This window comes from Nocardiopsis gilva YIM 90087 (genome assembly GCF_002263495.1).
GTDB lineage: Bacteria > Actinomycetota > Actinomycetes > Streptosporangiales > Streptosporangiaceae > Nocardiopsis_C > Nocardiopsis_C gilva.
On the sequence record NZ_CP022753.1, the window covers coordinates 2,866,263 to 2,892,558 of the forward strand.

Below are 26,296 nucleotides of genomic sequence, written 5' to 3' on the forward strand. Positions count from 1 at the left end.
CCGGGGCGGAACGATGACCACCTGACCTGCACATGTCGCGCTGTTGGCGGGATTGCTGGGATGGGCGGCGAGCGCCGGGACTGAGCGAGCGTCGCACCCGCGCCGAAGGGCGACACCTGCGGCGGCGAGCGACCGCAGGGTGACCGTGTGCCCAGGCCTCTCACACGCGCAGGAATCTTTATGATACGTATGTATCATAAAGATTGGACGGTCGGGTTCGGGCCGCTGCCGGTTCCGCGGTCCCGGGTTCCCGGATCGCCGAAGTTCGACCAGGAACGACCAGTAAGGATCCCGCTGCTGTGACCGCATCTACGCCGCGTTCCTCGGCCCCCACGGCGGTTCCAGTCCGGACCTGGAAGATCGCCGCGGTCACGGGGGCAGGCGCCTTCATCGCCATGCTGGACTCCACGGTGGCCAACCTCGCCCTGGAGTCCATCCGCTCCGACACGGGCTCGACCCTCCCGATGGTCCAGTGGGTCGCCACCGGTTACCTCATCGCGCTCGCCGTCTCGCTCCCCGTCGCCGGATGGCTCGGCATCCGCTTCGGGCAGGGGCGCGTCTGGGCGGTCTCCCTGGCCGTCTTCACCGCCGCCTCGGCCCTGTGCGCGCTATCGCCCGGGACCCTGTTCCTGATCGCCGCCCGATTCGTCCAGGGGCTGGCCGCCGGCGTGATGGTCCCGGTCGGCCAGGCGGTCCTCGGCTCGTCGGCCGAACGCGACCAGCTCGGCCGCGTCATGGGACTGTCCGGCATGGTCGTCAGCCTCGGCCCGGCCGTCGGCCCCGCGGTCGGCGGGCTCCTCCTGGAGGTGGCCTCGTGGCAGTGGCTGTTCTGGATGAACGTCCCGATCGGTGTGGCCGCTCTCATCGGCGCCCGCGGCCTAGCCATCGACGGAGTGGTCGACCCCGACCGCCGCCTCGACCTCCGCGGACTCGCCCTCCTCGGCCTCGGACTTCCGCTGGTGCTCTACGGCGCGACCGAGATCGGTGCCACGGGCACCACGGCGGTCACCGTCCTCGCCGTGTGCGTGGGGACACTGCTGGCCGCCGGATTCGTCGTCTCCGCACTGCGCACCGAGCGCCCCTTGATCGAACTGCGGCTGCTGCGCCGAGCGAGGTTCGCCGCCGCCACCCTGACCGCCGGGCTCACCGGCGCGAACATGTACGGCGGACTCCTGCTCCTTCCGCTCTACCTGCAGCTCGTGGCCGCCCAGGACAGCCTGGTGACCGGGCTGATGCTGCTGGCCATGGGCCTGGGCTCGGCCGTCGCGCTCTACGTCGCCGGGACGATGAGCGACCGGTTCGGGGCGGGGCCGGTCTGCATCATCGGAGCGGTGCTGCTGGTCGGCGCCACCCTGCCATTCCTGTTCTCCGGGGCGCTTCCGCTCTACGCGCTGGCCGCGATCCTCGTGGTGCGCGGGGTGGCGCTGGCCCTGGGCCAGATGCCCGCGATCACCGCCGCCTATGCGTCGGTGTCCGCCGAACAGATGGGCGACGCCACCACCCTGGTCAACATCGTGCAGCGCGTCGGCGGCGCCCTGGGCGCCGCCGCGGTGGTCATCGTCCTCACCCAGACCGGCGGCAGTAGCGACCCCGCCGCCTACCCCTGGGGGTTCGGTCTGCTGGCGGTCGTCTCGGGGCTCACCGTGGTCACCGCCGCGTTTCTGTGGAGGAAAGCCGCTGGCTCGTCGAGGACTCCTCCGCCAACGCCGCGCGCAACGCCGAAACCAGTGCGGTTTCGGCGCGTCTGGCCGCACTCAGGAACTGCCCGAAGCCGAGAATCCCGTGGATGCCGTCGTTGATCCGTACGGTCGTCGTCGGGACCCCGGCCGACGCCAGCGCGCGGGCGTACTCCTCGCCCTCGTCGCGCAGTGGATCGAAGTCGGCGGTGAGGACCAGGGCGGGTGGCAGGCCCTCCAGAGACGCGGCGCGGATCGGCGAGGCGCGGACGTCGTGTCGGTCCGCGGGAGCCGCGATGTACTGCTCGCCGAACCACTCCATCTCCACGCTGGTGAGGAAGTAGCCGTCCCCGTTCTCCACGCGCGACGGGTACTGCCGACCGGAGGAGCCGCCATCGTGGTCGACCACCGGGTAGACCAGCGCCTGGTAGGCGATCGCTGGCCCGCCTTCGTCGCGGGCCAGCAGGGACACGGCCGCCGCCAGACAGCCACCCGCACTGTCCCCGGCCACCGCCAGTCGTTCCGGGTCGATCCCGAGTTGCGCGGCGTTCTCGGCCACCCAGCGCGTCGCCGCGAAGGCGTCGTCGGGCGCTGCGGGGAACGGGTGCTCCGGCGCGAGTCGATAGTCGACCGACACGACGACGGCCCCGGTCCGCGCCGCGATGATGCGGCACACGTGATCGTGCGAGTCCAGATCCCCGAGGACGAACCCACCGCCGTGGAAGTACACGACGCCCGGCGCGACCCTGTCGGGGTCGGGGCGGTAGTGCCGGAGGGGGATCGACCCGGCCGGCCCAGGAGCCGACAGGTCGCGCACCAGCGCCACGTCGGGGCCCTGCACCGCGCCGTTGGGGGCGGCAGCGGCCCGGAGTTCGGCGGCCGACGCCTGGCCGTCGATCGTGGGGAAGTTCTCGGTGAGCATGTTGATGAAGTCGCGCGTCTCCTGCGTGGGCTGCATGGATTCACCTTGCCTTCTGTGAAAGGAGCGAGAGGGGAGCGGTGCGGCCTGCGCGCATCCGGCGACCGAACCGGATTCTGTTCCGGGACTCTAACCGCTGACTCCCCGGGGCACCAGTACGTTTCCACGTCCTCCCGGATCACATCCGTGAGGTGGGGGAGGGGGCCGCGCGACGTGGACCGGCCGGTTTCGGGCCGTCAGGTGGCGTCGACCGATGCGAGGAAGCCCGCGATGAGCGAGGTGACGGCGTCCGGCTGTTCGAGCGTGCTGGAGTGGCCCGAGTCCGGGATGATCTCCAGCCGTGCCCCGGGGATGCGGGCGGCGATACGTTCGGCCCGGTCGGGAGGGAGCGCCGCGTCGTCGGCGCCGCTGGCGACGAGGGTGGGCACGGAGACAGCCGCGATCTCCTCATCCACGGGAGCGCGGTCGGCGACGCCGAGGACGGCCTTGCGGATGCCCGAGCGCCGGCACCTCCGCAGCCGCCGGGCCCACTCGTCGATCAACGGTCGGCCTTCGGGAGACGCCAGGAACGTCGGTCCGAACATCAGCGGGGTCACCTGTCCGAACACCGGCCGCAGGCCGAGAAGCCAGTAGACGGACGCCAGCATCCGGTAGCGCCCGACCTTGGCGGGGTCCTCCGCGTCGGCGCTGGTGTCCAGCAGCGTCAGCGATCGCAGTAGATCGCCGCGCCGGGCGCCGATGCGCTGCCCTATGAAACCGCCCATCGACAGGCCGACGTAGTGCACGGGCGCCACCCCGAGCCGCTCGATCAGGGCGATGGCGTCGGCGGCGAGCGTGTCCATGTCGTAGCCGCCGTGCGTGGGCGGGCTGTCGCCCTGGCCGCGCCAGTCCACGGTGATGCAGCGGTAGCGGTCGCGCAGCGCGGCCACCTGGTGGTGGAAGAGCCACCCGCTGAAGAGCAGGCCATGACCGAACACCACGGTCGGCGCGTCGGGCTGGTCCGGGGGCGCTCCGGTGTCGGTGTAGGCGATCGTCGCACCGTTGGCCTGGATCGTCGGCATCAATGCTCCCTCGCAGCGGGCTCCCCCGTGGACGCGCCACGCGCCCGGCCCCGTCCGCAGGGGCGGTACCCATCGCGATCCGCAGCCACACAATGTGTCGGCGCAGAGCTGTCGCAGGCGGATCGGAGTCGGCCGAAGCGGTCGCGCAGTGCGTCGCCACGAGCGGAGCGGCGAAGGACGCCGAGGCCCCGTCGGCCGCCGACGTCGTCCGCTACGTCATGTCGGTCTGCGCCGTGGGAAGGGATTCGGTCACCCACACCCAGCGGCCGTTGTTCTCGGTGTAGCGGCGTTGGACCTGTTCGATGTCGGCGAGCGGGGAGTCGAACACCGGGTTCCAGTCTCCGGATGAGCGCTGTTCGAGGTAGAGGTTGTCGGTGTCGGTGCGCACACGGAGAGCCTGTTCGGTGCGCAGCGATCCGTCGGTCATTCGGACGCGAAAAGTCGCCATAGTCCCTTTTTCGATTGCGCTCGGTGTGAGTGGTGAAGAGCGCGGATATCGCGTCCCGGTACCTCGGCATCATGCCCGAGAAGTGAACGATCGTCGGGACGCGGCGCGATCAGCGTGCGCTCCACTCTACGTTCGCGTTCCGTCGCGGCTCGCGGCGGGGTGAGAGGAAGACGCCGGTCACCCGGGGTCGGTCCGCTGCCGCCGTGACCGCGGTCCCCGTCGCTCGCGGCCTCCGGCCACGTCGGTCGGCCTGGCCTCGTGGCCGCGCGCACCCTCTTCCGTAGGCTGCTGATCAGCGAGTGTTCGTGGTTCTCTATCCGTTCTGTTGTGGTACGTGACAATCCGTGGTCTCAGAGAGAAGATGAGGCATGGAGCAACAGCGCACCAAAGAATGGCTCCGCCCGCGACTGGCGGCGGTGGGCCGCCGGTCCCGGCTGGTTCCGGAGCAGGCACACGCCGTCGACCTGGTCCCCCGCGCCTTCGACGCGGAGGAGATCGACACACCCGAGCAGAGGGACGTCGCCGCTGCCGCCGCACGCACGGCGATCTCCCACGAGATCGAAACCCGCTGGCCGGGAGCCCCCTATGTCATCCGGCAGGGGAAGGCCTCGGAGTTCGAGGACCTCGCCCTGGGAACACAGTCCGACGCGCTGGTCGTGTTCGGCGTGGTCTACGAGTTCGACGACTGAGCGGTGTCCGTTGTGCGGGCGCGGCGGTAGGCCGGTCGGCAGACGCGTCGTGCCCGCAGAACCGAGACCCCGGGCGCGGTCCGGCCGGGGGGCGGGCTCCGCGCCTGTGTCGACTCAGTGCAGGTCGGGGTTCTGTCACGGCCCATAAACCCCTGGCGTGCCTCACCCGATTACGGGTAATGGTGGGGGAGTGGGGCTTTTCACAGTGCCTGGGCACCGGGAATGTGTCCTCGCACCTGGGGGGTTGCCGCAGAGGGAGTTATGTGTAGCTCAACGGAAGCGTTGAGCCTGCAGTGACGGGGGAGTACATACATGTTCACGGTTCCCGAGGTCACCCTCAACAACGGTGTGCGGATTCCGCAGCTGGGGTTCGGGGTGTGGCAGGTAGCCGACGAAGACGTCGTGGGCGTCGTCGGTACGGCGCTCGAAGCCGGTTATCGCAGCATCGATACGGCCGCGGTCTATGGGAACGAGGCGGGGGTTGGGGAGGCCCTCCGCCGTTCCGGGATCCACCGCGACCAGCTGTTCGTCACCTCCAAGGTGTGGAACAGCGACCAGGGGTACGACGCGACGCTCCGCGCCTTCGACGCCACGATGAAGCGGCTCGGACTGGACCGGCTCGACCTGTACCTGATCCACTGGCCGATGCCTGAGCGCGACACCTACATGAGCACCTACAAGGCGCTGGAGCGCCTGTACATCGAGGGTCGTGTGCGGGCGATCGGGGTCTCGAACTTCCAGATCGAGCACATGCAGCGGATCCTGGACGAGGGCGGCATCGCGCCGACGGTCAACCAGGTCGAGCTGCATCCGCGCATGACCCAGAGGCCGCTGCGCGAGTTCCACCGCGAGCACGACATCGCCACCGAGGCGTGGAGCCCGCTGGGCCAGGGCAACCTGCTGCAGGATCCGGACATCGTGAAGATCGCCGAGGCCTACGGCAAGAGCCCGGCCCAGGTGATCATCCGTTGGCACCTGCAGATGGGCAACATCGTCATCCCGAAGTCGGCCACGCCGGAGCGGATCCGCTCCAACTTCGAGGTCTTCGACTTCGAGCTGGCCAGCGGCGACGTGGAGACGATCTCCGGCCTCAACGCCGACGAGCGCTTCGGCCCGGATCCCGACACCTTCAACCAGGCCTGATCCACTGGTCCTGTCGGCGGCCGGCCACGCCGGTGGCCGACAGTGAAATGGTGACGAGGTGAAAGCGGTGGTCCGCCCCTGCACAGGGGCGGGCCACCGTTCTTCTGTCTGGGGGCACCGCTTTCGGGCGGACCGCCGCGCGTGTTCCTTCGGGCGTGCAACAGTGCGTCGGTGATCTCGTTTCGCCGGAAGCGTTCTATGACGATCTGCTGACGAAGGTCACATGTGCGTGATAGCGTGCCGCGCATGGAGACCTCCGCCCGTCTCGCCGTGATATCCGGCGGGGGCGGCGGCATCGGCCGCGCCCTGTGCCGGGAGCTGGTCCAGCGCGGGTATGAGGTCGTCGCCCTTGGGCGCAGTCCCCGGCGACTCCGGGAGCTTGAGGCCATGACCGTCCGCGCTGCGGACGCCGGTGCCTCCGACCACCCGCCGGTGCGCGGGGTCGTCTGCGACGTCACCGACGAGACGGAGACCGATCGTGTGCTCTCTGCTCTGGGGCCCGTCTCCGTCCTGGTGAACAATGCCGGCACCGCCGAAAGCGCCCCGCTGCACGACACCACGCTTCGCTCCTGGCACGACCATCTCGCCGCCAACGCCACATCGGCGTTCCTGCTCACCCGCCAGGTCATTCCCGGCATGCGGGAACGCGACCGCGGCCGCGTCGTGTTCATCGCCTCCACCGCCGCCCGCGCCGGAACCCCCTACACCGCCGCCTATACGGCGTCCAAACACGCCATGCTCGGCCTCGCCCGCGTGGTGGCGGCCGAGGTCGCCGGTACCGGCGTCACCAGCAACGCCGTCTGCCCCTCCTTCGTGCGCACACCCATGACCGAGCGCTCGGTCCAGCGCATCGCCGAGCGCACCGGCCGCACGCCGGAGGCCGCGCAGCAGGCTCTAACCGACTCCGGGCCGTTGGGCCGCCTGGTGGAACCGGAGGAGGTCGCGGCGGCCGTCGGCTACTTCGTCTCCGACGCGGCCGCCTGCGTCAACGGCCAGTCCCTTGTCCTCGACGGAGGAGGTATCCAGTCGTGAGCCCGTTTCGTGCGTCCGCCCCACTGACGGACTCGTGGGACCACTTCGACCTGACGAACGACGGGGGCGTCACCACGGTGACGTTCACGCGCCCGGACAAGATCAACGCCCTCACGTTCGACGTCTACGCCGACCTCCGCGACCTGCTGACCGAGATCCCGCACCGGGACGATACGCGGGTGCTGGTGCTCCGCGGCGAGGGGCGCGGCTTCTGCTCCGGCGGAGACGTCAACGAGATCATCGGGGAGACATTGAAGATGGACCCCGACGACCTCCTCGCCTTCACTCGCATGACGGGTGAGGTCGTCAAGGCGATGCGCGAGTGCCCGGTCCCGGTCATCGCCTCCGTTCACGGGATCGCTGCCGGTGCGGGTGCCGTCCTGGCCCTGGCGGCGGACTTCCGCGTCGTCGCGCGCTCGGCCCGATTCGCCTTCCTGTTCACCAAGGTCGGCCTGTCCGGGGCGGATATGGGCGCCGCCTACCTGCTACCCCGCGTCGTCGGGCTCGGGCACGCGACCAAGCTGCTGATGCTCGGCGACACCGTAGGCGCGGCCGAGGCCGACCGGTACGGCCTGGTCAGCGAGTTGGTGGAGGATGACGACCTGGACGCGTCGGTCACCGCACTGGCCGAGCGGTTGGCGGGCGGCCCCGCGTTCGGCTATGCGCAGACCAAGGCCCTGCTCTCCCGGGAGCTGGACATGAACCTCTCCGGCGCCATCGAGCTGGAAGCTATGACCCAGGCGCTGCTGATGAAGAGCGAAGACTACGCCGAGTTCCACGCGGCGTTCACCGGCAAGCGCGACCCGCAATGGAAGGGCCGGTAGATGAGTGGAGTGAGCGACGCCGCGCGCCGATCCGCGGAGGCGGCGCCGAGCGGCGGCCACGGCACGCCGCACCGCATCGTCAACCCGTCCACGCTCGCCGCGCCGGTGGGCTTCGCGCACGCCGTCGTCTCCGGCCCGGGGCGCACCGTTCACCTGGCCGGGCAGACCGCGCAGCGCCCCGACGGCGCGATCATCGGCCCGGGAGTCGTCGAGCAGTTCGACCAGGCGCTCGCCAACCTACTGGAGGCCATGCGCGCCGCCGGAGCCGAGCCGGGGCACCTGGTCGCCCTGAACGTCTACACCACCGATGTCGCCGCCTATCGGGAGAACCTCAAGCCGCTCGGCGCGGCCTACCGGCGCCATCTGGGCCGCCACTACCCGGCGATGGCACTGTTCGGCGTCAGCGGCCTGTTCGATCCCGAGGCGAAGATCGAGCTGCTGGGCACCGCCGTGATCCCCGACCGCTGAGCGGATGCGGGCGCAGGAGTGGGCCCCGCGCCCGTCCGTGTCCGCTGTATCCGCTCAGGGCTGTCCGGTCGCCGCGCGCACGTGCTCCAGGGCGGGGCCGCGGAGAAGCTCGTGGAGTGCGAAGAAGACGTCGGCCGCTCTGCGGCCCGCCCAGGGGTCGGGCAGCAGGTCCGGCGGTAGACCGGGGTCGAGGTAGGGCAGGTGCCGCCAGGCGTCCACGGCCCGCAGGTGGTCGGCGAACGCGGCGGCGCCCTCCGGCCCTGCCCCTGCCGTCTCCGCGTGCTCCTCCGCCGACGTGCGCGTGGCCTCGCGGTCGTGCCGCCGCCATCGGTCCAACACCGGGGCGTGGGCGTCGAGAAAGCCCCGGTACATCTCCTGGAGGGCGTCCAGGTCCCACCACTGCGCCACGGTCGACGCGAGCTCACCGAAGCCCAGGTGATGGCTGTGGAAGAGCTGGACGTAGGACTCCATGCCCAGATCGGCGATGGTGTGCCGGGCGTCGTCGGTGAGGTGGGCGGGGGCGATCCACACCCCGGCCGCCGTCGTCCCGAACCCCAGTCGGCCCAGCCGTGAGCGCAGCAGGTGGCGCTTGTGACGCTCGGACTCGGGGATCGAGAACACCACGAGCACCCAGCCGTCGGCGAGGCTGGCCACCCGCCGATCGAAGATCCGCCGATCCCCTTCGTCGAACATGGCCAGGCCCTCCGGGGAGAGCCGGTACCCGGCCACCCCGCCGACACGCTCAGAGGCCAGCAGGCCGCGCCGCTTCAGCCGGGAGACGGCCGAACGGACCCCGGGCGCGTCCACGTCCAGCCCGGTCATGAGCGGGATGAGCCCCGCGACCGGGACCCATCCGCCGATCTCGCGGGCATAGGTGCCGAAGAACGACACGATCAGCGAGCGGGGCCGACGGTTCTGCCGCTCCTGCGGGTGTTCTGCGAGTTCAGCCCGATATGTCGTTCCGGATGTCGTCGTCACACATGCACGATATCGCGACAGGGCGGCATGCCCGCAGCGCTCCGCGTGCCGTCCCACTCGATGTGAACAGCCCGTTTCCCGGGCTCAATCGCTGTCGCCCCTGCGCCACCTGATGTGCTGTCGCAGCAGCTTCACCGCCGGATCGTGCCGGTATCTCCGGGCGAGATCCATGGGGGTGTCGCCGTCGGGGTCCGCGCTGCGGATCGGCGCCGAAGGCCAGCAGCACCGCCGTGGTGTGCACGGTCAACGGTTCCCGGGTCTGCATGGCGCCGTCCCCCTCGGTATCGATCGCATGGGTCAGCAGCGTCATGTCCTCGAATACCTCGTCGGGATCGGCGCCGTCGGCCAGGAGCCGGGCCAGGGTCTCCGTGTCCTCGTGCTCGACCGCCTCATGGGCCGGTGTCCAGTAGCGATTCACGGCGGCATTCCATCACCCGCCCACACGCGCCTTCCAACGGTTATCCGCGTCACCGCAGCCCTGTGTGACGACCTCCCCTGCGCGCGGCGCCCCACAGCGAGGTGGGAAGGACGTGGGAAGTGCTGAAGTGTTGACGGTCGTCACGCAATCGGTATATTCGACTCTAGGTCAAATCGAGCCCGCACCGCCGGAAACCTCCGGAAGGGGACGTCATGGCGTTCACGCTCAGCCCCGACCACCGCAGGTTCGCCGCGTGGGTGCGGGAAACCGCCGAGCGTGAGATCCGTGCAGTGTCCTCCCGCGCTCGGTCTCCTCGTTCCTCCGCCGCCGAGCCGATTGGGCCTACGGCCAGGGGGCTCGACGACTCCGCTCACTCGATCGGCCTCGCGTCGGGGTCTCCCGCACACACGGGCCGGGTCGACCGCGACCTGCTGTACCGTCTCGGCCGCTCGGGGCTGCTCCATCCCCTTTTTCCCGGGGCCGCCGACGGGCGGCCGCCGCGCTCGGCGTCGGCGGTCGAGCTGTGCCTGCTCCGCGAGACATTGGCGCAGGTCAGCACCGCGGCCGAGACCACACTGGCACTGCAGGGACTCGGCGCCACCCCCATCGTCCAGTCCGGAACCGAGCAGCAGATCGCCGACTGGATCCCGAAGGTCGCGACCGGCGACGCCATCGCGGCGTTCGCGCTCAGTGAGCCGGACGCCGGGTCCGATGCCGCCGCGCTGCGCCTGGCCGCCGAACCGGAACCAGGGTCGGGCGCGGAGGCGGGCCGGTGGCGCCTCACCGGTGAGAAGACCTGGATCTCCAACGCTCCCGACGCCGACATCTACACCGTGTTCGCCCGCACCGGCCCGGACGCCGGGGCACGGGGCGTCTCCGCGTTCCTCGTTCCCGCCGACCGTCCCGGGCTCTCCGGCGAACCGCTCGACATGATCGCCCCGCACGCGCTGGGACACCTCACGTTCGACGGGGTCCCCGTCACGCGCGACGACCTTCTCGGCGCCCCCGGGCAGGGCTTCCGCGTCGCCATGCGCACCCTCGACCTGTTCCGCCCCAGCGTCGGCGCGTTCGCCGTCGGCATGGCGCAGGCCGCCCTCGACCTCGCGCGCGACCACGCCGCCCACCGCACCGCCTTCGGCGGTCCGCTCAAGGACATGCAGAGCGTCGCGCACACCCTCGCCGAGATGGCCACCCGCACCGAGGCCGCCCGGCTGCTCGTCTACGCCGCCGCCACCGCCCGCGACGCCAGCGATGCCCCTGCCCCCGCCCCGAGCACGGCGCACACGTCGAATCCCCGGCCCCACGAGCACAGCGGACGGGTCGCCCCCCGCCCCGGACCACGACCTCTCGCTCACCGCACGCGCGGCCATGGCGAAGCTGTACGCCACCGAGGCCGCCCAGTACGTCGTCGACGCCGCCGTCCAGCTGCACGGCGCACGCGCTTTGCGACGCGGCCACCCGCTGGAGGAGCTCTACCGCGAGGTGCGCGCCCCGCGCATCTACGAGGGAGCCTCCGAAGTCCAGCGCACCATCATCGCGCGGGAGCTGTATCGCTGACCCGCACCGGACCAGGAGATCCGCGATGGAGCCGACCCTCTCACCGTCCGCCTACACCGACACCTTCGCCCGCGACCACCTCCCCCCGCCCGACCAGTGGCCCCACCTCCACTTCTCCCTCCCCGAACTCCGCTACCCCGACCGGATGAACTGCGCCGAGGAGCTCCTGGACCGCACCATCGAGCGCCACGGCACCGAACGCCCCTGCATCCGCGGAGAACGCGAGTCCTGGACGTACGGGGAACTGCGGTGGCTGGTCGACCGCGCGGCGCGCGTCCTGACCGACGAACTCGGCGTGCGCCCCGGCAACCGGGTCCTGCTGCGCGGCCCCAACTCACCCTGGTTGGCCGCCTGCTGGCTGGCCATCCTCAAGGCCGGGGGCATCGTCGTCACCGTCCTTCCGGCCCTGCGCAGCGGAGAGCTCACCGACATCCTGCGCTCCGCCCGGATCTCCCACGCGCTGTGCGACGCCCGGTTCACCGACGACCTCGAAACCGCCGTCGACCGCGCCGCACCCGACCTGCCCGTCCGCACCGGCATCACCCCCTACGGCTCCGGCCGCCCCGACGACCTCACCGCACGCGTCGCCGCCGCGCCCGGCACGCCGTTCCCCGCCTTCCCGGCCGCGGCCGACGACGTCGCCCTCATCGCCTACACCTCCGGCACCACCGGCCGCCCCAAGGGGTGCGTGCACTTCCACCGCGACGTTCTGGCCATCGCCGACACCTTCTCCGCGCACGTGCTCCGCCCGCACACCGATGACCTGTTCGTCGGAAGCCCCCCGTTCGCCTTCACCTTCGGCCTGGGCGGCCTGCTCGTCTTCCCGCTGCGCGCCGGAGCCTCCACCCTGCTGCTGGAGAAGGCCGGCCCCGACCGCCTCCTGCGCGCGATCGAAGAGGACCACGCCACCGTCGTCTTCACCGCTCCCACCGCCTACCGCGCCATGCTCGGCCGGGCCGCGGATGCGAACCTGTCCTCGCTGCGCCGCTGCGTCTCGGCGGGCGAACACCTCCCCGCCGCCACGTGGAAGGCCTGGCTCGACGCCACCGGTATCCGACTCATCGACGGCATCGGCGCCACTGAGATGCTGCACATCTTCATCTCCGCGGCCGACGACGACATCCGCCCCGGCTCCACCGGCATCCCCGTCCCCGGCTTCACCGCCGCCATCCTCGACGGCAAAGGCGACCCCGTGCCCGACGGACAGCCCGGCCGCCTCGCCGTACGCGGCCCCGTGGGCTGCCGCTACCTCGCCGACGACCGCCAGCGCCGCTACGTCCGCGACGGCTGGAACATCACCGGCGACACCTACGTCCGCGACGCCGACGGCTACTTCTGGTACCGGTCCCGCTCCGACGACATGATCGTCTCGGCCGGATACAACATCGCCGCCATCGAGGTCGAAGAGGTGCTGATGCGCGCGCCGCAGGTCGCGGAGGTGGCCGTTGTCGGCATCCCCGACCCCGATCGCGGCCAGATCGTCAAGGCGTTCGTCGTCCCCCAGGACGGCGTCCCCGCGACCGAGGACACGGCCGACGAGCTCAAGCGGTTCGTCACCACCGAGATCGCCCCCTACAAAGCGCCACGGGCCGTGGAGTTCACCCGAACGCTCCCACGCACCCCGACCGGCAAGTTGCAGCGATTCAAACTGAGGGAGGGGTGAGCGGCTTCCATGCGCATCGCCTGCATCGGCGGCGGCCCCGGGGGCCTGTACTTCGCCGCGCTGATGAAACGGCTCGATCCCGCCCACGAGGTGACCGTCTACGAGCGCAACGCGCCCGACGACACCTTCGGCTTCGGCGTCGTGCTCTCCGACGAGACCCTCGGCGGGATCGAACACGCCGACCCCGCGGTGTATGCGGCCCTCAGTGCCGAGTTCGCGTGCTGGGACGACATCGACATCCACTACCGGGGCCGGGTCATCACCTCCGGGGGCCACGGGTTCTCCGCCATCGACCGCAGGCGGCTGCTGCGGATCCTCCGCGACCGCTGCGCCGACCTCGGCGTCACGCTGCACTTCCGCACCACCGCGCCACCCGCCACCGACCTCGCCGCCACCCACGACCTCGTCGTCGCAGCCGACGGCGCCAACAGCACCACCCGCCGCACCCACGCCCCGGACTTCGGCGAACGCCTCGACCACCGCCACTGCAAGTACATGTGGCTCGGCACCGACCTCGTGTTCGACGCGTTCAACTTCCACATCGTGGACACGCCGCACGGGATCATGCAGGTGCATGGCTACCCCTACTCGGCCGACGCCAGCACCTTCATCGTGGAGATGCACGAACGCGTGTGGCGCGCCGCCGGCTTCACCGACCGCCCCGACCTGCGTCCCGGCGAGAGCGACCACGACGCCGTCGACGCCTGCGAAAAGCTCTTCGCCGACGTCCTCGGCCGCGGCCACCGCCTCATCCCCAACAACTCGCGGTGGCTCGCGTTCACCACCGTGCGCACCGACACCTGGCGCCGCGGCAATGTGGTCCTGCTCGGCGACGCCGCCCACACCGCCCACTTCTCGATCGGGTCGGGCACCAAGCTCGCCATGGAGGACGCCCTCGCGCTCGCCGCCTCCCTCCACGAGCACGAGGGCGTCCGCGAGGCCCTGGCCGCCTACGAGGAGGAGCGGCGCCCCGTCGTCGCCAGCACCCAGCGCGCCGCCCAGGCCAGCCTGGAGTGGTTCGAGGACATCGAGCGGCACACCGCCCAGGAACCGCGCCCGTTCGCGTTCAACCTGCTCACGCGCAGCCGCCGGGTCACCTACGACAACCTCCGCATGCGCGACCCCGACTTCGTCGCCGACGTCGACGCGTGGTTCGGCGCCACCCAGTCCCCGACCGCGCCCTTGCCCTCGTCCGCACACCGGCCGCCCATGTTCTATCCGTTCCGGCTGCGCGGCCTGGAGCTGAAGAACCGGGTCGTCGTCTCCGCCATGGACATGTACTCCGCGACGGACGGCACCCCCGGCGACTTTCACCTCGTCCATCTCGGCTCCAAGGCGCTGGGCGGTGCCGCGCTGGTGATGACCGAGATGGTCTGCGTCTCCGCCGCAGGCCGGATCACCCCCGCATGCGCCGGGCTGTACGCCGCCGAACACGAGGCCGCATGGAGCCGCGTCACCGACTTCGTCCACCGCCACACCGACGCCGCTATCGGCATCCAGCTCGGCCACTCCGGGCGCAAGGGCTCGACACGGGTGATGTGGGAGGGCATCGACGAGCCCCTGGAGGAGGGGAACTGGCCGGTCGTGGCCCCCTCGCCGCTGGCCTACCGGCCCGGCGTCAACCAGGTGCCGCGCGAACTCACCGCGGCCGAGCTCGACGCGATCCGCGACGAGTTCGTCGCGTCGGCCCGCGCCGCCGACCGCGCCGGATTCGACCTGCTGGAAGTGCACTGCGCGCACGGCTACCTGCTCTCCAGCTTCCTCTCGCCCCTCACCAACCGGCGCACCGACGCCTACGGCGGGGATCTGGCGGCACGGCTGCGCTTCCCCCTGGAGGTGTTCGCGGCCGTACGCGCCGCCTGGCCCGACGACAAGCCGATGACCGTGCGCATCTCCGCCACCGACTGGGTCGACGGCGGAACCACGGCCGACGACGCGGTCACCATCGCGCGCGCCTTCGCCGACGCCGGGGCCGACGCCATCGACGTCTCGACCGGCCAGGTCACCCCGGACGAGGAACCGGCCTACGGGCGCAGCTACCAGACCCCGTTCGCCGACCGGATCCGCAGCGAGACCGGGATCCCGACGATCGCCGTCGGCGCGATCTCCTCCTACGACGACGTCAACTCGCTCATCCTGGCCGGCCGGACCGACCTGTGCGCGCTGGGCCGGCCCCACCTGTACGACCCGAGCTGGACCCTGCACGCCGCCGCCGAGCAGGGCTACTCCGGGCCCGGCGTGACCTGGCCGGTTCCCTTCCAGGCGGGCTCCCGTCGGCCGCAGACCGGGCGCACGGACGGTCCCCGCCCCCGCCTGGAGCTGGTGCGCGGGGACGGCGGCCCGGACACCGCCCACCGCCGATGGCGCCCGCAGCGCAGTGCGGAGGCGTGACACCGCTCGATTCCCCGTCGCCGGTCGGCCGTGTCGGACGGCGCCTGCGCGTCCGCCGGACCCGCGGCGCCCTGCTCGATCTCCCTTTCGGCGGACATTCCACTCTGGCGGGGGCGGATATTCGGGCGCTACCGTCGGATCCAGCGTCGGCTCACATCTGTGAGAACTGAGGAAAGGGGCGCACCCATGCCGGTGACAGCTACGCTCTGCTACGGGACGCACCCCAGCCAGGTGATCCACGTCCGCCAGCCCGACACCGACGCGGACGCCCCCTTTCCCGTCGCGGTGCTGCTGCACGGCGGATGGTGGCGCGACCGGTACGACGCCCGGCTGATGGAACCGCTCGCCGCCGACCTCGCCGAGGCCGGATGGCTCGTGTGGAACATCGAGTACCGCCGGACCGGCGACGACGGCGGTGGGTGGCCCCGGACACTGGACGACGTCCGCACCGCCCTGGACCTACTCAAAGTGCGGCTCGCGGACGGTGCAGAACCAGGCGACCCCTCCCGCGTCGTCGCGTTCGGCCACTCCGCCGGAGGGCACCTGAGTCTGATGGCCGCCCTCGGGTCACCGCTGACGATAGTCGTCGGACTGGCGCCCGTCACCGACCTTCGGACGAGCCTGCACGCGGGCCTCGGCGAGGGTGCCGTCAGCGCCTTCCTCGGCCCCGACCCGGCAGACGAGCTGGTCGAGGACTCCTCGCCACTGCGCCGTATCCCGATCGGCACCGTACAGCTCATCGTGCACGGCAAGCGCGACGACCGCGTTCCGGTCGAGCAAAGCCGCGCGTACGTGAAGGCTGCCAGGGCTGCCGGAGACCGCGTCGACTACATCGAACTCCTTGACGCGGACCACTTCGACGTCATCGACCCCGCGCATGAGTCCTGGGAGACCGTTCAGGAGCACCTGGGCGACTTGTGATCACCCCAGGCACCCCTCCCGTTGGTCTCGGGAATATCGACCGAATACTCGTCGGTGACAGGTTGACTTTCCCGAGATCAACGGGGAGGGGAGGGGAGGGGTGAATGAGCGGATCAGGTGTAGCCGAGCCGGGACAGCTCGGCGTGCGCAATCGACCGCACGTCCTTGCGCTGGTCGCCGGTGAGGCGGTTGCGCCATGACCCGATCCCGGAGGCGTCGGTCCGCACCAGCTCCACGGCCGACACCCGTGCCCCCGTGACCTCGCGGAGCCGTTCCGCGGTCTCGACCTCGCCCCCGAACATGTCCTCGTAGCGCAGCGTCATCAGCCGGTCGGCACCGAGCATCCCGCGCAGCTGGGCCGACAGCCGCACCGCACCCCGCCAGCGCATCGCGCACTTGGCCGCGACCGACTGGTTCGGGTACTCCTCGCGTTCCTGCTGGGTCTCGATCCCGAAGAACGGGTTGGGCAGCTCATGGTCCAGATTGGCCATGCTGGGGCGGAACCAGGCCAGCGACTGCTCGTCGTCGAGCATGTCGGCGACGACGTCCCGGCCGTCGCGGATGATCTGCACGAACACGGCGTCACTGAACGCGGCGTTGAGGGCCGTCGCGCTGTAGAGCAGGTCCGGGCTGGCGTCGCCGAAGCGGGTTACCCGTCTGGCGTGCCGGCATGGATCGGCCGACTCGCGCGCCGCCACCCGGCCCGGGGGGCAGAGCGGACAGGTGAGCGGGTCAGCTGCCAGGATTCGGCGAACGCGTCGCGCAGCAGGCTGGCCGTGCCCGAGGCGCGCTCTTCGACGACGGAGGGGCGGCGGGCGACCGCGTAGATCGCGTTGAGCACGCCGGTGTCGCCGCCGCCGACATGGAAGCCGGGCGCGCGGCGCAGCGCCCTGGCGATCAGATTCACGCCTGAGTGCGGGGCGCCGAGGACGAAGACCGGGCGGTGGACCTTCGTCCCGTTGACGACGAGGATGTAGGACGGCTGCTTCATGATGTATGTAGATTTTGACATCGTTTGACGGACTTCGGTCCATCCGGCCCTCTTATTGCCGGAGAATGCGGTCAATTCCGACAGCCGCGCGGGGATCACCGTCCCGAGTTGCGTCCCCCGGGGTGACGCGGCTGGGTCTGCGGCGGATCAGTGGCACCTACTCCCAGCCGGTGTGACGTGAGCGTACCGCGTTCCGCCGCGTCCGGGCGGTCGGTCCGGCAGCCTTGGCGGGTCTCTGGCAGGTAACACATTCACCAAGCTCAGGGAAGGACCGTCCGTAACCGATCGCGACTCCTGGCGTCCTAACCGAGGGGCCGGACGGTTGAAGGCCGTAACAGCGCTGCCACAATGGGCGGACATCGTGTGAATGAGACCACTGAGGATCCGTCCATGCCCTCCATCTCCCGCACCACCGAGGTCTCAGCGCTGCTGGCGGAGACCGACCAGGTCACCGTGCTCACCGGCGCGGGGATCTCCACCGACTCCGGCATCCCGGACTTCCGTGGCCCGAACGGCGTATGGACCGCGAACCCCGCGGCGGCCGCGATGTTCGACATCGACACCTACATGGCCGATGTCAACGTCCGGCGGGAGGTGTGGCTCATGCGGCGGGCGCATCCCGCCTGGACGGCGAGTCCGAACGCGGCGCACTACGCCCTGACCGAGCTCGATCGCGCCGGGCGGCTGCGCGCGCTCGTCACCCAGAACGTCGACGGCCTGCACCAGGCCGCGGGCATCGACCCCCGGCGCGTGATCGAGGTGCACGGGACCATTCACTGGGTCGTGTGCATGTCATGTGGCCTGCGCACGCCAAGCCCGGAGGTGCTGGCCCGACTGGACGAGGAGTCCGACCCGCACTGCCGGAAGTGCGGCGGTATCCAGAAGGCGGACACCATCTCGTTCGGCCAGCGGCTGAGGGCCGAGGTACTGGAGGCCGCCGTCGCGGCCACGGAGGACTGCGAGGTCTTCGTCGCTGTGGGCACCTCGCTCACGGTGCACCCGGTGGCGGGGCTGTGCGACCTCGCCCTGGAGCACGGCGCCCGGCTGATCGTCATCAACGCCGACCCCACCCCCTATGACGAGGTCGCGGCGGCGGTGCTGCGCGAACCTATCGGCGAGGTCCTGCCCGAGCTGGTGAAGGAGTCGCTGGCGCAGCGGCCCTGACCGCGGCGGGACCGCGTCATCCGGCGCTGTTCTGTGGCGGGTGGGAGCTCCCGACGACGGAAGATCTCCGGCGCTGGTCCTCCGGGGCCGGTCAGAGGCGCGCGATCCGCTGGGGCTTCCCTGCTCGGCGGCGCGCCCGGACCGGAAGCTCCGGAGGAGGAGGTGTAGTGCCATTCGGGATCCGGCTCCGATGGGCTGTTCGCTTCGGCGAGGCCCAGGATTCCCTCGAAGACCTGCTGCGGGGCGTGGCTCAGCTCATCCAAGAACTCGGAGAAGAAAGGCTCCAGGGCGTCGAGGACGGGTCGAACCGCCTTCGGCGACAGCCGCTTTCCGTACACCACCTTGCGGACTCTGCCGAGGTACGACCAGACCTCCGACGACAGGTCCGCCATGTACGACGGATCGGTGCCTGAGGCCCGGCCGATTCGGAGGTCTTCGGCCGCCTGCCGGAGCACGAGGAGCTCCAGGCGGCCGAGCCACCGGGTGTCGAGCAGTCGCGAATACCGTCGCAGTCGTTCTTCACTGCCGTCGCCGAGTGGCGCGAGACGCAGCTCCATGACATCGTGCAGCTCCCCCCAGACCGCGTCGTCCTGGGAAGCGTCGAATTCCGTGTACCACGTCAGCATGTCGGACGACACGTGGGTCAGGTACGGTCCGAGCATCAGGAAGGTACGCGCGGCCGTTCCATTGGCGCGCAACGCTGCGGCGCGTAGCAGACTCGATGTCACACCCTCGAATGCGAGGGTGATCCGATAGGGATCGGTGACCGCGGCAGAGCCCTTGAACGGGTTCGCCTTGATCTCGAATCCGATGCATTCACCGACGTTCACGTCATCTCCGCGTTCGAGTTCGAGGTGGGTCGATCCCTCTCCCCTCCATGTGTAGTCATGCCGGACCCGGATGACGTCCACCAGTCCGTGCCATTCGTGGTCGACGATTCCCCGCCACTGGTTGGCCACCACACGCCAGTCCTTCCACGGGTTCTGGGAATCCGGGAAGAGCTCGGCGGCGGCGATCTTCGTTCCGCCGAGAACGAGAAGCAGGACGAGGTTGGCCGTGTAGGTCGACTGCCGGGTGACGATGGGCAGGCGGACCGGCGCGTAGTCGGTAAACGACCGATTGGGCTGGGGGAACGGCGCCTCATGGAAGAGTTCGAGGAGGAGTGAGCGGTACTCCGTCCGCTCCTCGGGCTCCTGCGCGAACCGCCGCTCGAAGATGTCGCCGAGGAATTCGACGATCGCCTGGCGGCCGGAGAGTGCGGCGAACGAGGTGATCGCGTACAGCAGGCCATCGTCCAGCGGAGTGGAGAAGCGGCGGCGCCGGGCGTTGGCCCGATCGATGACGAGATCGTGCAGCGTCGCCGTGACATGCCGTGCGACCAGAAACTCACCGAAAGTGGAGTGCAGGAATTCGTAGACGCTGTCGGTGCGGGCGTCGCGCTGGGCCTGGGATTCGTGCACGAAGAAGAAGCGCCCGAAGACCTGGTGCGCGTCGCTGACCGAACCGCTCAGGTCGGTACCGCGCGCATCCACATGCATCTCGGGGATGAGAACCGACAGGTCGGAGTTGAGTTCATCTGCTGTCACCGTCTGCCGACGGCGGGTGAACATCGCCACGGCCACGATCTCCAGCCGACGCAGTTCGAGGTCGACCGCGTGCTCCATACCGCCATCGTCGAGATGCGGCTGATGCTTCCGCACTTCACGGCGGGCGAAGGACGTGAGGAGCTGTTCATAGAGTTCGCCCTTGGACCCCGCGCCTGCCTCTACGCGTCCGGGTGGGGTCGGGCCGCCGCCCGATGAGTACGGGTTGCCGGGGGCAATCTGGTCTCTGGAACTACTGGCGGGTGGCGGGACTGACGATCCGGAATAAGCACGTCCGTCGGACATGGCCGCACCCTCGGTATCCGTCCGCTGGAGCGCGTTCTCGTCGGCGTCATAGATCAGCAGCATCATGAGCAGAAGCGGCTGCTCGGCGAGATCCCGGTAGCGGAGCACCGTCTGGGCCGACAGGCGCCGCAGTCCGCGGCGCTCCAGCGCGTCCTGGTTCGCGTGGTTCCAGACCTCGATCATCCGGTCGATCTGATGGTCGTCGAACGGTTCCAACCGCACGATGAGCGACCCGTCGGGAATTCGCGCCCGGTTGGCGACCGCCGTGCGCGTGGTCACGATGACGGCGGTGGGGCGGTCGAGCTCCGCCTCGCGTTCCTGGAACAGGCGGACCTGTTCCAGATAGTCGGACTGGCTGGCGCCGGTGGCCTGCAGCAGTTCGTCGAATCCGTCCAGGATGACCACCGGTAGCGCGTCACCCGCGGAACGGACCAGGTCGGGCCAGGACACGCGCTCGCCGATCGTCGCGTAGATGCCCTCCTCGATCTGGTCCTGAAGCGGGGCGTCAGCCGTCACGGAGCGCAGCTCCACGAGGACCGGCAGGAAGTCGGCGGCCGGGAGCCGGGCGGCCAGTACCTGGGTGAGCTTGGACTTGCCGGAACCCGGTTGGCCGAGGACGACGATCGGGTGGGTGACCGCCGATGGGCCGGTCAGGGTACCGGCGATCACGCCCTGCAGATCGTCGATGACGGGGTGGTCGTTGACCCACTCCTCGGTGGACGGCTGGCTGTTCGCCACGGCCCGCCCCACGCGCCCGCGTGGGTTGATGTAGGCCTTGCCGAGGCTGGGCAGGGTGAAGTCGGCAGGGGCGTCGTCGGCGGCCAGCACCGGACGCTCCAACGCCTTGGCGTAGCGGCGGGAGAGCGCGGCGCACTGCTTGCCGGGTGTGGCTCCCGTCGTCATGTCGGCGAGCAGGTCGCGCAGCCCGGCCAGGCCGGTGTCCAGGCGGGCTCGGGTGCGCTGATGCTCCCGCATCATGCTCCACACACCGAATTCGGGCACGTCCACCGCGAGCTGTCGGTAGCCCTCGGCATAGCGGCGCAGAGCACGCCCGGGGACGCACGTATGCAGGATCCTCGCGAGACGGCCCTTATCGGTCGTCGATAGCGCCTCCCAACAGGCGAGCCCGGTGAGGAACTGGTACAGGGCCGATCGGAGGCTCAGATCGTAGAACTCCTCCAACAGAAGCTGATTGATCTCGAACTCGCCGTGCGCCTCGGGGAATGGCACGTGCTGGCCATCCAGTAGGTCCTCCGAGACTCCGGCCAGCCGCACTTGCTCGTCTGCAGTCAGTTCCAGGTCGTTCAGAGTGAGCGGAGAGTCCTGTTCCGCGAGGCATTCCTCCACCGCCTCGAAGTAGGCGACGATCACCAGGACGGTGTGTGCCGCTGTGATGCGCTGTGTGCGGTCCAGCCTCCCGACGCCGTTAATGCGCTCCCGAACCGACGTCAGCAGTTTGCGGCCGTGTTTGACGACCGCGCCTCCGGCGCCGAAGAGATCCGGGATGCCGACCACACTCAGTGCTCCGTCGGCGGCCTGTTCGGCGAAGTCCAGGACGGCGGAGTCGTCCTTGCCCAGGATCTTCAGTGCGTCGGCGTAGCTGAGCCTTTTCGCCATCGAGGATGGGCCTCTCACATGGTCCGTTTGGGGCGGCGCGCCCTATTCAAGTACGGGGAGCGCCGGAGCCTCAAATCCGCTCCCTTCATGACCACTATGAGAGGATGCTCCGACAATCGAGCCATCACACCGGAGGACCACAGTGCCGTCGCCCATCCGCAAGGTGACCATCGACTGTGCCGACCCCTATGAGCTTGCGAAATTCTGGAGCCAGGTGATCGGCGAGCCGCTTCACCCGGAATGTGAATCCGGGGACGAGGAAGCGTTCATCGAGACCCCGGACGGGCAACCGGGGTTGCTGTTTTTGCGCGTGCCAGAAGGTAAGACGGTGAAGAACCGAATCCACCTCGACCTCGGGCCCAACGGCAACACCCGGGACGGCGAGATGGCGCGGATCCTTGGGATCGGCGCCACGTTCTTGTCCGATTTCCGGACGGATGACGGCAAGGGTTTCGTGGTCCTGACCGATCCCGAGGGCAACGAGTTCTGCATCGAGCGCAGCGACGAGGAACTCGCCGCCGCGGGCGACAGCGGAGACTACGAGTTCAAGCGGACCCGGAGGGCGGAGGGGCCTGCTGCCTGTGCCATGTCAAAAGCCCCCGGCCGCGACCGGTAGGAGGCCCAGGGGGCATCAGGGGGTAGTGGAGGGAGGACAGCTACAGGCGGTCGGCACGAACCCCGGACTCCGCTACGGACAGGTGATCCGCCGTGACCGGGTACCTGATCAATGCCAGTGAGGAGCTCCGGCGCCTCCGCGAGGACTTCCCCGACTTCCTGATCCGCCTGATCTTCCAGGAGCACGGTGCCTCCACTTTCGTCGCCGTCCGCAAGGACACCGCGGGCCGCGGCCCCGTCCTGCTGACGGCGCCCGACACCGACGCCCAGCGCCGTGAACTCGATCGGGTCGTCCGCTGACGCTGCGGACCAGCGGACATCCCGGCCGTCCCCCGGCGTGCCACGACGGGCGTCGTCGGCACGCCCCTCTCCATCAGTGCGGACCGCGGTCGGTGGTGCGCTCCCGTCCTCTCCGCCGGAACGCCGGGTATGCCCAGGTACGCGGGGCCCGGTTCACTCCTGTTGCGCTGCGACGGCTCGCAGGAGCAGGGGGAAGAACTGCCGCTCCAGCTCGCCTGCGGGCAGGGCGTCGGGTTCCACGAGGGACTGCAGGATCCCGCCTTCCCGGACCGCGATGGCGAGCCGTGCCACCAGTTCCAGGTCGACCTGCGGCTGGATGCCCATGTGCCGGAACAGCAGCTCGAGCAGCCGTACGATCCCAGCGCGCACCTCGGCCTCGTACTGCGCCAGTCGGGCGGCGGTCTCCGGGGCGCGCGCGGCGAGTAGAGAGAACTCGGTCGAGACCAGCTGCCATCTGCGCTCGGCGGGCGCCTGCGCGCCAGCCCACTCGGCCAGCTCCATGACTGGATCCGCGGCGTTCTCCGCCCGGGTCACGGCTTCGGCCAGCCCTTCGAGTGTCTGCTGGCTGTGCCGGTCGAACAGGGCCAGGAACAGTTCTTCCTTGCTGGTGAAGTTGGAGTAGAACGCGCCCCGGGTGTAGCCCGCGCGGTCGCAGATCTCCTCGATGGAGGCGCCGTAGAAGCTGCGGTCCGCGAAGACCTCGAGGGCAGCGTCGAGCAGCTTGGCCAGCGTCCGCGGACGGCGCTTCGTGGGGCCCTTGGGCACCGGTTCCCCCTGCTGGTCGGCACGTTGACTTCCGCAACCGCCCATCATACGAGACCGTATCCGATGTGCTGCTGTATCCGGTTGAACGGCGATAGTCCGCGCCCTGGGACCGTTCGCCCGCGCCGACCCGGCACACCTCACTGTGATGTGGGCCACCCATACTGGCGCGTCCGGGTGATCGAGCATACAGTGTTGTATCCGATGCAGTTATGCATCCTTTCGATGCGGGGGCGGAGATGAGCAGGTCAGGAGCTGGGGTTGCCCTGGTGACCGGTGCGTCGTCGGGGATTGGGCGCGCGACCGCCGCCCTCCTGGCCGAGCGGGGCTACCGGGTGCTGGGTACCTGCCGGGATCCGGAAAGCCTGCGCGTCGACCAGCAGGTACCGGGAGTGCGCTACCTCCCCCTGGACCTCACCGACCCGGACAGCGTGGCGAGCTGCGCGGAACGCGCCGGCGCGGTCGATGTGCTGGTCAACAACGCCGGCCAGAGTCAGCTCGCCCCCTTCGAGGAACTGCCGCCGGCGGTCTTGGAGCAGCAGTTCGCGTCCAACGTGCTCGGTCCGGTCCGGCTCACGCAGCTGCTGCTGCCGGGGATGCGCGAGCGGGGGTACGGGCGGGTGGTGATGGTGGGCTCGATGCAGGCGAGCTTCCCGATGGCCTTCCGCTCCAGCTATGTCGCATCGAAGGCGGCGCTGAAGGGATTCGCCCTCGCCGCCCGCAAGGAGCTCGAACCGTTCGGCGTGGCCTGCACCGTGGTCGAGCCGGGGCAGATCAACACCGGCATCAGTTCCCGCCGCGACCGCTTCATCGCCGACCCTTCCCCCTACGCTGACCGCTATTTCCGGGTCGCGGAGTCGCTGGATGCCGGTGAGGCCGCCGGAACACCGCCGGCCAGGGTCGCCCAGACGATCGTGAAGGCCGTCGAGGCGCGGCAGCCGAAGCCGCTCTACGCCGTCGGCAGCAACGCGCCCCTCGTTTTCGCGCTGCAGCGGCTGCTGCCGCGGCGGACGGCCGAGCGGCTGGTCTCCCGCCGCTACGGGCTCTAGAGAAATTCAGTCGAACGGGGGCAGCAGGATGGATGCGGACGTCATCGTGGTCGGTGCGGGCCTGGCCGGCCTGGTGGCCACCTACGAGCTGGTGCGGGCCGGGCGCACGGTGCTCGTCGTGGATCAGGAGAACGCCGACAACCTGGGCGGGCAGGCGTTCTGGTCCCTGGGCGGGCTGTTCTTCGTCGACAGTCCGGCGCAGCGGCGCCTGGGGATCAACGACTCCTACGAGCTGGCGCTGCAGGACTGGTTCGACTCGGCCCGCTTCGATCGGGAGCGCGACGACCACTGGCCGCGGCAGTGGGCCCGCTCCTACGTCGAGTTCGCCGCCGGGGAGAAGTGGGCGTATCTCCACGACCTCGGGTTGCGGGTCCTCCCCACGGTGGGGTGGGCCGAGCGGGGCAGCGGCACCGCGTCCGGCCACGGCAACTCCGTCCCGCGCTTCCACATGACCTGGGGAACCGGGCCCGAAGTGGTCCGCGTGTTCGCCGACCGAGTTCTGGAGGCCGCCCGCGCCGGCCAGGTCTCGTTCCGGTACCGCCACCAGGTGGACGAGGTGCTGGTGGCCGACGGCGCCGCCCAGGGGGTCCGCGGGACTGTGCTGGAGCCGTCGACGGCACCGCGGGGCGTGCAGTCCTCGCGCACACCCGTGGGCGACTTCGAGTTCCGCGCCCAGGCGGTGGTTGTCACCTCGGGCGGCATCGGCGGAAACCCCGGCCTCGTCGAGAAGAACTGGCCCAGCTCGCTCGGTAGGCCGCCGGAGCCCATGCTCACCGGTGTCCCCGCCCACGTCGACGGGCGGATGCTGGCGATCACCGAAGCCGCCGGCGGGAACATCGTCAACAGCGACCGCATGTGGCACTACACCGAGGGCATCGCCAACTGGAACCCGATCTGGCCGAACCACGCGATCAGGATCATCCCCGGGCCGTCGTCGCTGTGGCTGGACGCCACCGGCCACCGGCTCCCGGCCCCGTACTTCCCCGGCTTCGACACGCTGGGCACGTTCCGGCACATCCTCGGCACGGGATACGGCCACACCTGGTACGTGCTGAACCGGTCGATCATCGAGAAGGAGTTCGCGCTCTCCGGCTCCGAGCAGAACCCCGACTTCACGAGCAAGAGCCTCACGGCGTCGCTGGGCCGCGTAGGCGGGGGCGTTCCCGGACCGATCCGGGAGTTCCTGCGGCACGGTGAGGACTTCGTGGTCCGCGGCAGCCTCCGGGAGCTGGTCGACGGGATGAACGCCGTCACCGGGACACCACTGCTGGACCACGAGCAGGTCAGGCGGGAGGTTGTCGCACGTGATCGCCAGTTCGGCAACAGCTACGGCAAGGACCTGCAGACCGCCGCCATCCACACGGCACGGCGGTTCCTCAGCGACCGCATTGTCCGTATCGCGAAGCCGCACCGGATCCTCGATCCGCGGCACGGCCCCCTCATCGCGGTGCGGTTGCGGCTACTCACCCGCAAGACCCTGGGTGGTGTGGAGACCAACCTCGACTCGCAGGTCGTCCGCCCCGACGGAAGCCCCTTTGACGGCCTGTTCGCGGCGGGCGAGGCCGCCGGGTTCGGCGGCGGCGGTGTCCACGGCTACAACGCCCTGGAAGGGACCTTCCTGGGAGGCTGCATCTTCTCCGGACGGACCGCCGGCCGCGCCATCGCGCGCGATCTCGGCTGAACGCTTCCCCCCGGCACGTGCAAGCACCTATGGCGAAGCG

At 70.1% G+C, this 26,296-nt stretch carries 21 protein-coding genes and 3 pseudogenes; 16 read left to right on the forward strand and 8 right to left on the reverse strand.

Annotation, left to right across the window (positions count from 1 at the left end; genetic code table 11):
* Nucleotides 1–299: 299 nt before the first annotated feature.
* A pseudogene (locus CDO52_RS13195) lies at nucleotides 300–1,649 on the forward strand (DHA2 family efflux MFS transporter permease subunit); the annotation flags it as partial.
* Here the strand turns inward: CDO52_RS13195 and CDO52_RS13200 are convergent.
* The 3 genes from CDO52_RS13200 to CDO52_RS13210 all read right to left on the reverse strand — a co-directional run bounded on the left by CDO52_RS13200 (nucleotide 1,648) and on the right by CDO52_RS13210 (nucleotide 4,104).
* Nucleotides 1,648–2,634, reverse strand: coding sequence for an alpha/beta hydrolase (locus tag CDO52_RS13200; protein ID WP_017616764.1), 987 nt, complete (start codon nucleotides 2,632–2,634; stop codon nucleotides 1,648–1,650). The pseudogene CDO52_RS13195 and the gene CDO52_RS13200 sit on opposite strands and share 2 nt — an antisense overlap.
* A gap of 197 nt (nucleotides 2,635–2,831) precedes the next feature.
* Nucleotides 2,832–3,656, reverse strand: a complete 825-nt coding sequence (locus CDO52_RS13205) for an alpha/beta fold hydrolase (RefSeq protein ID WP_017616763.1) — start codon at nucleotides 3,654–3,656, stop codon at nucleotides 2,832–2,834.
* Nucleotides 3,657–3,867: 211 nt separating this feature from the next.
* On the reverse strand, nucleotides 3,868–4,104 hold the full coding sequence (locus tag CDO52_RS13210; protein ID WP_026125425.1) for a hypothetical protein: 237 nt from the start codon (nucleotides 4,102–4,104) through the stop codon (nucleotides 3,868–3,870).
* A 368-nt stretch (nucleotides 4,105–4,472) separates the two neighbouring features.
* Here CDO52_RS13210 and CDO52_RS13215 point away from each other — a divergent pair, with 368 nt between their 5' ends.
* The 5 genes from CDO52_RS13215 to CDO52_RS13235 all read left to right on the forward strand — a co-directional run bounded on the left by CDO52_RS13215 (nucleotide 4,473) and on the right by CDO52_RS13235 (nucleotide 8,260).
* Nucleotides 4,473–4,793 (forward strand): hypothetical protein, encoded by a 321-nt coding sequence (locus CDO52_RS13215; RefSeq protein ID WP_094932410.1) that lies wholly within the window; start codon nucleotides 4,473–4,475, stop codon nucleotides 4,791–4,793.
* A 312-nt stretch (nucleotides 4,794–5,105) separates the two neighbouring features.
* Complete coding sequence (locus CDO52_RS13220; RefSeq protein WP_017616760.1) at nucleotides 5,106–5,936, forward strand: aldo/keto reductase; 831 nt, start codon at nucleotides 5,106–5,108, stop codon at nucleotides 5,934–5,936.
* 246 nt (nucleotides 5,937–6,182) lie between these two features.
* On the forward strand, nucleotides 6,183–6,968 hold the full coding sequence (locus CDO52_RS13225; protein ID WP_017616759.1) for an SDR family NAD(P)-dependent oxidoreductase: 786 nt from the start codon (nucleotides 6,183–6,185) through the stop codon (nucleotides 6,966–6,968).
* Nucleotides 6,965–7,792 carry an enoyl-CoA hydratase family protein gene (locus CDO52_RS13230; protein WP_017616758.1) on the forward strand — a complete coding sequence of 276 codons (828 nt, stop codon included), beginning with the start codon at nucleotides 6,965–6,967 and terminating at the stop codon, nucleotides 7,790–7,792. The genes CDO52_RS13225 and CDO52_RS13230 overlap by 4 nt, the downstream gene beginning before the upstream one ends.
* Nucleotides 7,793–8,260: a RidA family protein gene (locus CDO52_RS13235; RefSeq protein ID WP_198345849.1), complete on the forward strand. Its 468-nt coding sequence runs from the start codon at nucleotides 7,793–7,795 to the stop codon at nucleotides 8,258–8,260.
* Nucleotides 8,261–8,314: 54 nt separating this feature from the next.
* On the opposite strand, the gene CDO52_RS13240 is transcribed toward CDO52_RS13235, so the two are convergent.
* Nucleotides 8,315–9,238, reverse strand: a complete 924-nt coding sequence (locus tag CDO52_RS13240; RefSeq protein WP_232524451.1) for a PaaX family transcriptional regulator — start codon at nucleotides 9,236–9,238, stop codon at nucleotides 8,315–8,317.
* A complete protein-coding gene (locus tag CDO52_RS13245; protein ID WP_198345850.1) occupies nucleotides 9,204–9,656 on the reverse strand; it encodes an ankyrin repeat domain-containing protein in 453 nt (150 codons plus the stop codon). Before CDO52_RS13245 ends, CDO52_RS13240 begins: the two co-directional genes overlap by 35 nt.
* A gap of 212 nt (nucleotides 9,657–9,868) precedes the next feature.
* Between CDO52_RS13245 and CDO52_RS13250 the strand changes: the two are divergent.
* The 5 genes and pseudogenes from CDO52_RS13250 to CDO52_RS13265 all read left to right on the forward strand — a co-directional run.
* Nucleotides 9,869–10,852, forward strand: a pseudogene (locus tag CDO52_RS13250) (acyl-CoA dehydrogenase family protein); the annotation flags it as partial.
* Nucleotides 10,853–11,024: 172 nt separating this feature from the next.
* Nucleotides 11,025–11,213: an acyl-CoA dehydrogenase family protein gene (locus CDO52_RS29465; RefSeq protein ID WP_394340791.1), complete on the forward strand. Its 189-nt coding sequence runs from the start codon at nucleotides 11,025–11,027 to the stop codon at nucleotides 11,211–11,213.
* Nucleotides 11,214–11,238: 25 nt separating this feature from the next.
* Nucleotides 11,239–12,876, forward strand: coding sequence for an AMP-binding protein (locus CDO52_RS13255; RefSeq protein ID WP_094932411.1), 1,638 nt, complete (start codon nucleotides 11,239–11,241; stop codon nucleotides 12,874–12,876).
* A gap of 9 nt (nucleotides 12,877–12,885) precedes the next feature.
* On the forward strand, nucleotides 12,886–15,267 hold the full coding sequence (locus CDO52_RS13260; RefSeq protein WP_017616753.1) for a bifunctional salicylyl-CoA 5-hydroxylase/oxidoreductase: 2,382 nt from the start codon (nucleotides 12,886–12,888) through the stop codon (nucleotides 15,265–15,267).
* 186 nt (nucleotides 15,268–15,453) lie between these two features.
* Nucleotides 15,454–16,188 carry an alpha/beta hydrolase family protein gene (locus tag CDO52_RS13265; RefSeq protein ID WP_017616752.1) on the forward strand — a complete coding sequence of 245 codons (735 nt, stop codon included), beginning with the start codon at nucleotides 15,454–15,456 and terminating at the stop codon, nucleotides 16,186–16,188.
* A gap of 113 nt (nucleotides 16,189–16,301) precedes the next feature.
* On the opposite strand, the pseudogene CDO52_RS13270 reads toward CDO52_RS13265, so the two are convergent.
* Nucleotides 16,302–17,179: pseudogene (locus tag CDO52_RS13270) on the reverse strand (sulfotransferase).
* Between the two features lie 390 nt (nucleotides 17,180–17,569).
* Between CDO52_RS13270 and CDO52_RS13275 the strand changes: the two are divergent.
* Nucleotides 17,570–18,343 (forward strand): SIR2 family NAD-dependent protein deacylase, encoded by a 774-nt coding sequence (locus tag CDO52_RS13275; RefSeq protein WP_017616750.1) that lies wholly within the window; start codon nucleotides 17,570–17,572, stop codon nucleotides 18,341–18,343.
* On the opposite strand, the gene CDO52_RS13280 is transcribed toward CDO52_RS13275, so the two are convergent.
* Entirely contained in the window at nucleotides 18,253–21,849 is a 3,597-nt protein-coding gene (locus CDO52_RS13280; protein WP_094932412.1) for an NACHT domain-containing protein, read from the reverse strand. The two genes, CDO52_RS13275 and CDO52_RS13280, sit on opposite strands and share 91 nt — an antisense overlap.
* A gap of 142 nt (nucleotides 21,850–21,991) precedes the next feature.
* Between CDO52_RS13280 and CDO52_RS13285 the strand changes: the two genes are divergently transcribed.
* Nucleotides 21,992–22,465, forward strand: a complete 474-nt coding sequence (locus CDO52_RS13285; RefSeq protein ID WP_017616748.1) for a VOC family protein — start codon at nucleotides 21,992–21,994, stop codon at nucleotides 22,463–22,465.
* Nucleotides 22,466–22,557: 92 nt separating this feature from the next.
* Nucleotides 22,558–22,764 carry a hypothetical protein gene (locus CDO52_RS13290; protein ID WP_017616747.1) on the forward strand — a complete coding sequence of 69 codons (207 nt, stop codon included), beginning with the start codon at nucleotides 22,558–22,560 and terminating at the stop codon, nucleotides 22,762–22,764.
* Between the two features lie 153 nt (nucleotides 22,765–22,917).
* Here the strand turns inward: CDO52_RS13290 and CDO52_RS13295 are convergent, their stop codons facing one another.
* Entirely contained in the window at nucleotides 22,918–23,529 is a 612-nt protein-coding gene (locus CDO52_RS13295) for a TetR/AcrR family transcriptional regulator (protein WP_017616746.1), read from the reverse strand.
* Between the two features lie 236 nt (nucleotides 23,530–23,765).
* Between CDO52_RS13295 and CDO52_RS13300 the strand changes: the two genes are divergently transcribed.
* Together CDO52_RS13300 and CDO52_RS13305 are read left to right on the forward strand one after the other, a co-directional pair.
* The gene (locus CDO52_RS13300; protein ID WP_094932413.1) at nucleotides 23,766–24,575 is read left to right on the forward strand and encodes an SDR family oxidoreductase; all 810 of its coding nucleotides are present in this window, start codon (nucleotides 23,766–23,768) and stop codon (nucleotides 24,573–24,575) included.
* Nucleotides 24,576–24,603: 28 nt separating this feature from the next.
* Nucleotides 24,604–26,256 (forward strand): FAD-binding dehydrogenase, encoded by a 1,653-nt coding sequence (locus tag CDO52_RS13305; RefSeq protein ID WP_017616744.1) that lies wholly within the window; start codon nucleotides 24,604–24,606, stop codon nucleotides 26,254–26,256.
* Nucleotides 26,257–26,296: the final 40 nt, after the last annotated feature.

Bases quoted from the DNA above. Each gene is read 5' to 3' on its own strand.
- CDO52_RS13265 (WP_017616752.1), top strand. From the start codon at position 15,454: ATGCCGGTGACAGCTACGCTCTGCTACGGGACGCACCCCAGCCAGGTG.
- CDO52_RS13300 (WP_094932413.1), top strand. From the start codon at position 23,766: ATGAGCAGGTCAGGAGCTGGGGTTGCCCTGGTGACCGGTGCGTCGTCG.
- CDO52_RS29465 (WP_394340791.1), top strand. From the start codon at position 11,025: ATGGCGAAGCTGTACGCCACCGAGGCCGCCCAGTACGTCGTCGACGCC.
- CDO52_RS13200 (WP_017616764.1), bottom strand. From the start codon at position 2,634: ATGCAGCCCACGCAGGAGACGCGCGACTTCATCAACATGCTCACCGAG.
- CDO52_RS13205 (WP_017616763.1), bottom strand. From the start codon at position 3,656: ATGCCGACGATCCAGGCCAACGGTGCGACGATCGCCTACACCGACACC.
- CDO52_RS13210 (WP_026125425.1), bottom strand. From the start codon at position 4,104: ATGGCGACTTTTCGCGTCCGAATGACCGACGGATCGCTGCGCACCGAA.
- CDO52_RS13260 (WP_017616753.1), top strand. From the start codon at position 12,886: ATGCGCATCGCCTGCATCGGCGGCGGCCCCGGGGGCCTGTACTTCGCC.
- CDO52_RS13305 (WP_017616744.1), top strand. From the start codon at position 24,604: ATGGATGCGGACGTCATCGTGGTCGGTGCGGGCCTGGCCGGCCTGGTG.
- CDO52_RS13280 (WP_094932412.1), bottom strand. From the start codon at position 21,849: ATGGCGAAAAGGCTCAGCTACGCCGACGCACTGAAGATCCTGGGCAAG.
- CDO52_RS13255 (WP_094932411.1), top strand. From the start codon at position 11,239: ATGGAGCCGACCCTCTCACCGTCCGCCTACACCGACACCTTCGCCCGC.
- CDO52_RS13235 (WP_198345849.1), top strand. From the start codon at position 7,793: ATGAGTGGAGTGAGCGACGCCGCGCGCCGATCCGCGGAGGCGGCGCCG.
- CDO52_RS13225 (WP_017616759.1), top strand. From the start codon at position 6,183: ATGGAGACCTCCGCCCGTCTCGCCGTGATATCCGGCGGGGGCGGCGGC.
- CDO52_RS13215 (WP_094932410.1), top strand. From the start codon at position 4,473: ATGGAGCAACAGCGCACCAAAGAATGGCTCCGCCCGCGACTGGCGGCG.
- CDO52_RS13275 (WP_017616750.1), top strand. From the start codon at position 17,570: ATGCCCTCCATCTCCCGCACCACCGAGGTCTCAGCGCTGCTGGCGGAG.
- CDO52_RS13220 (WP_017616760.1), top strand. From the start codon at position 5,106: ATGTTCACGGTTCCCGAGGTCACCCTCAACAACGGTGTGCGGATTCCG.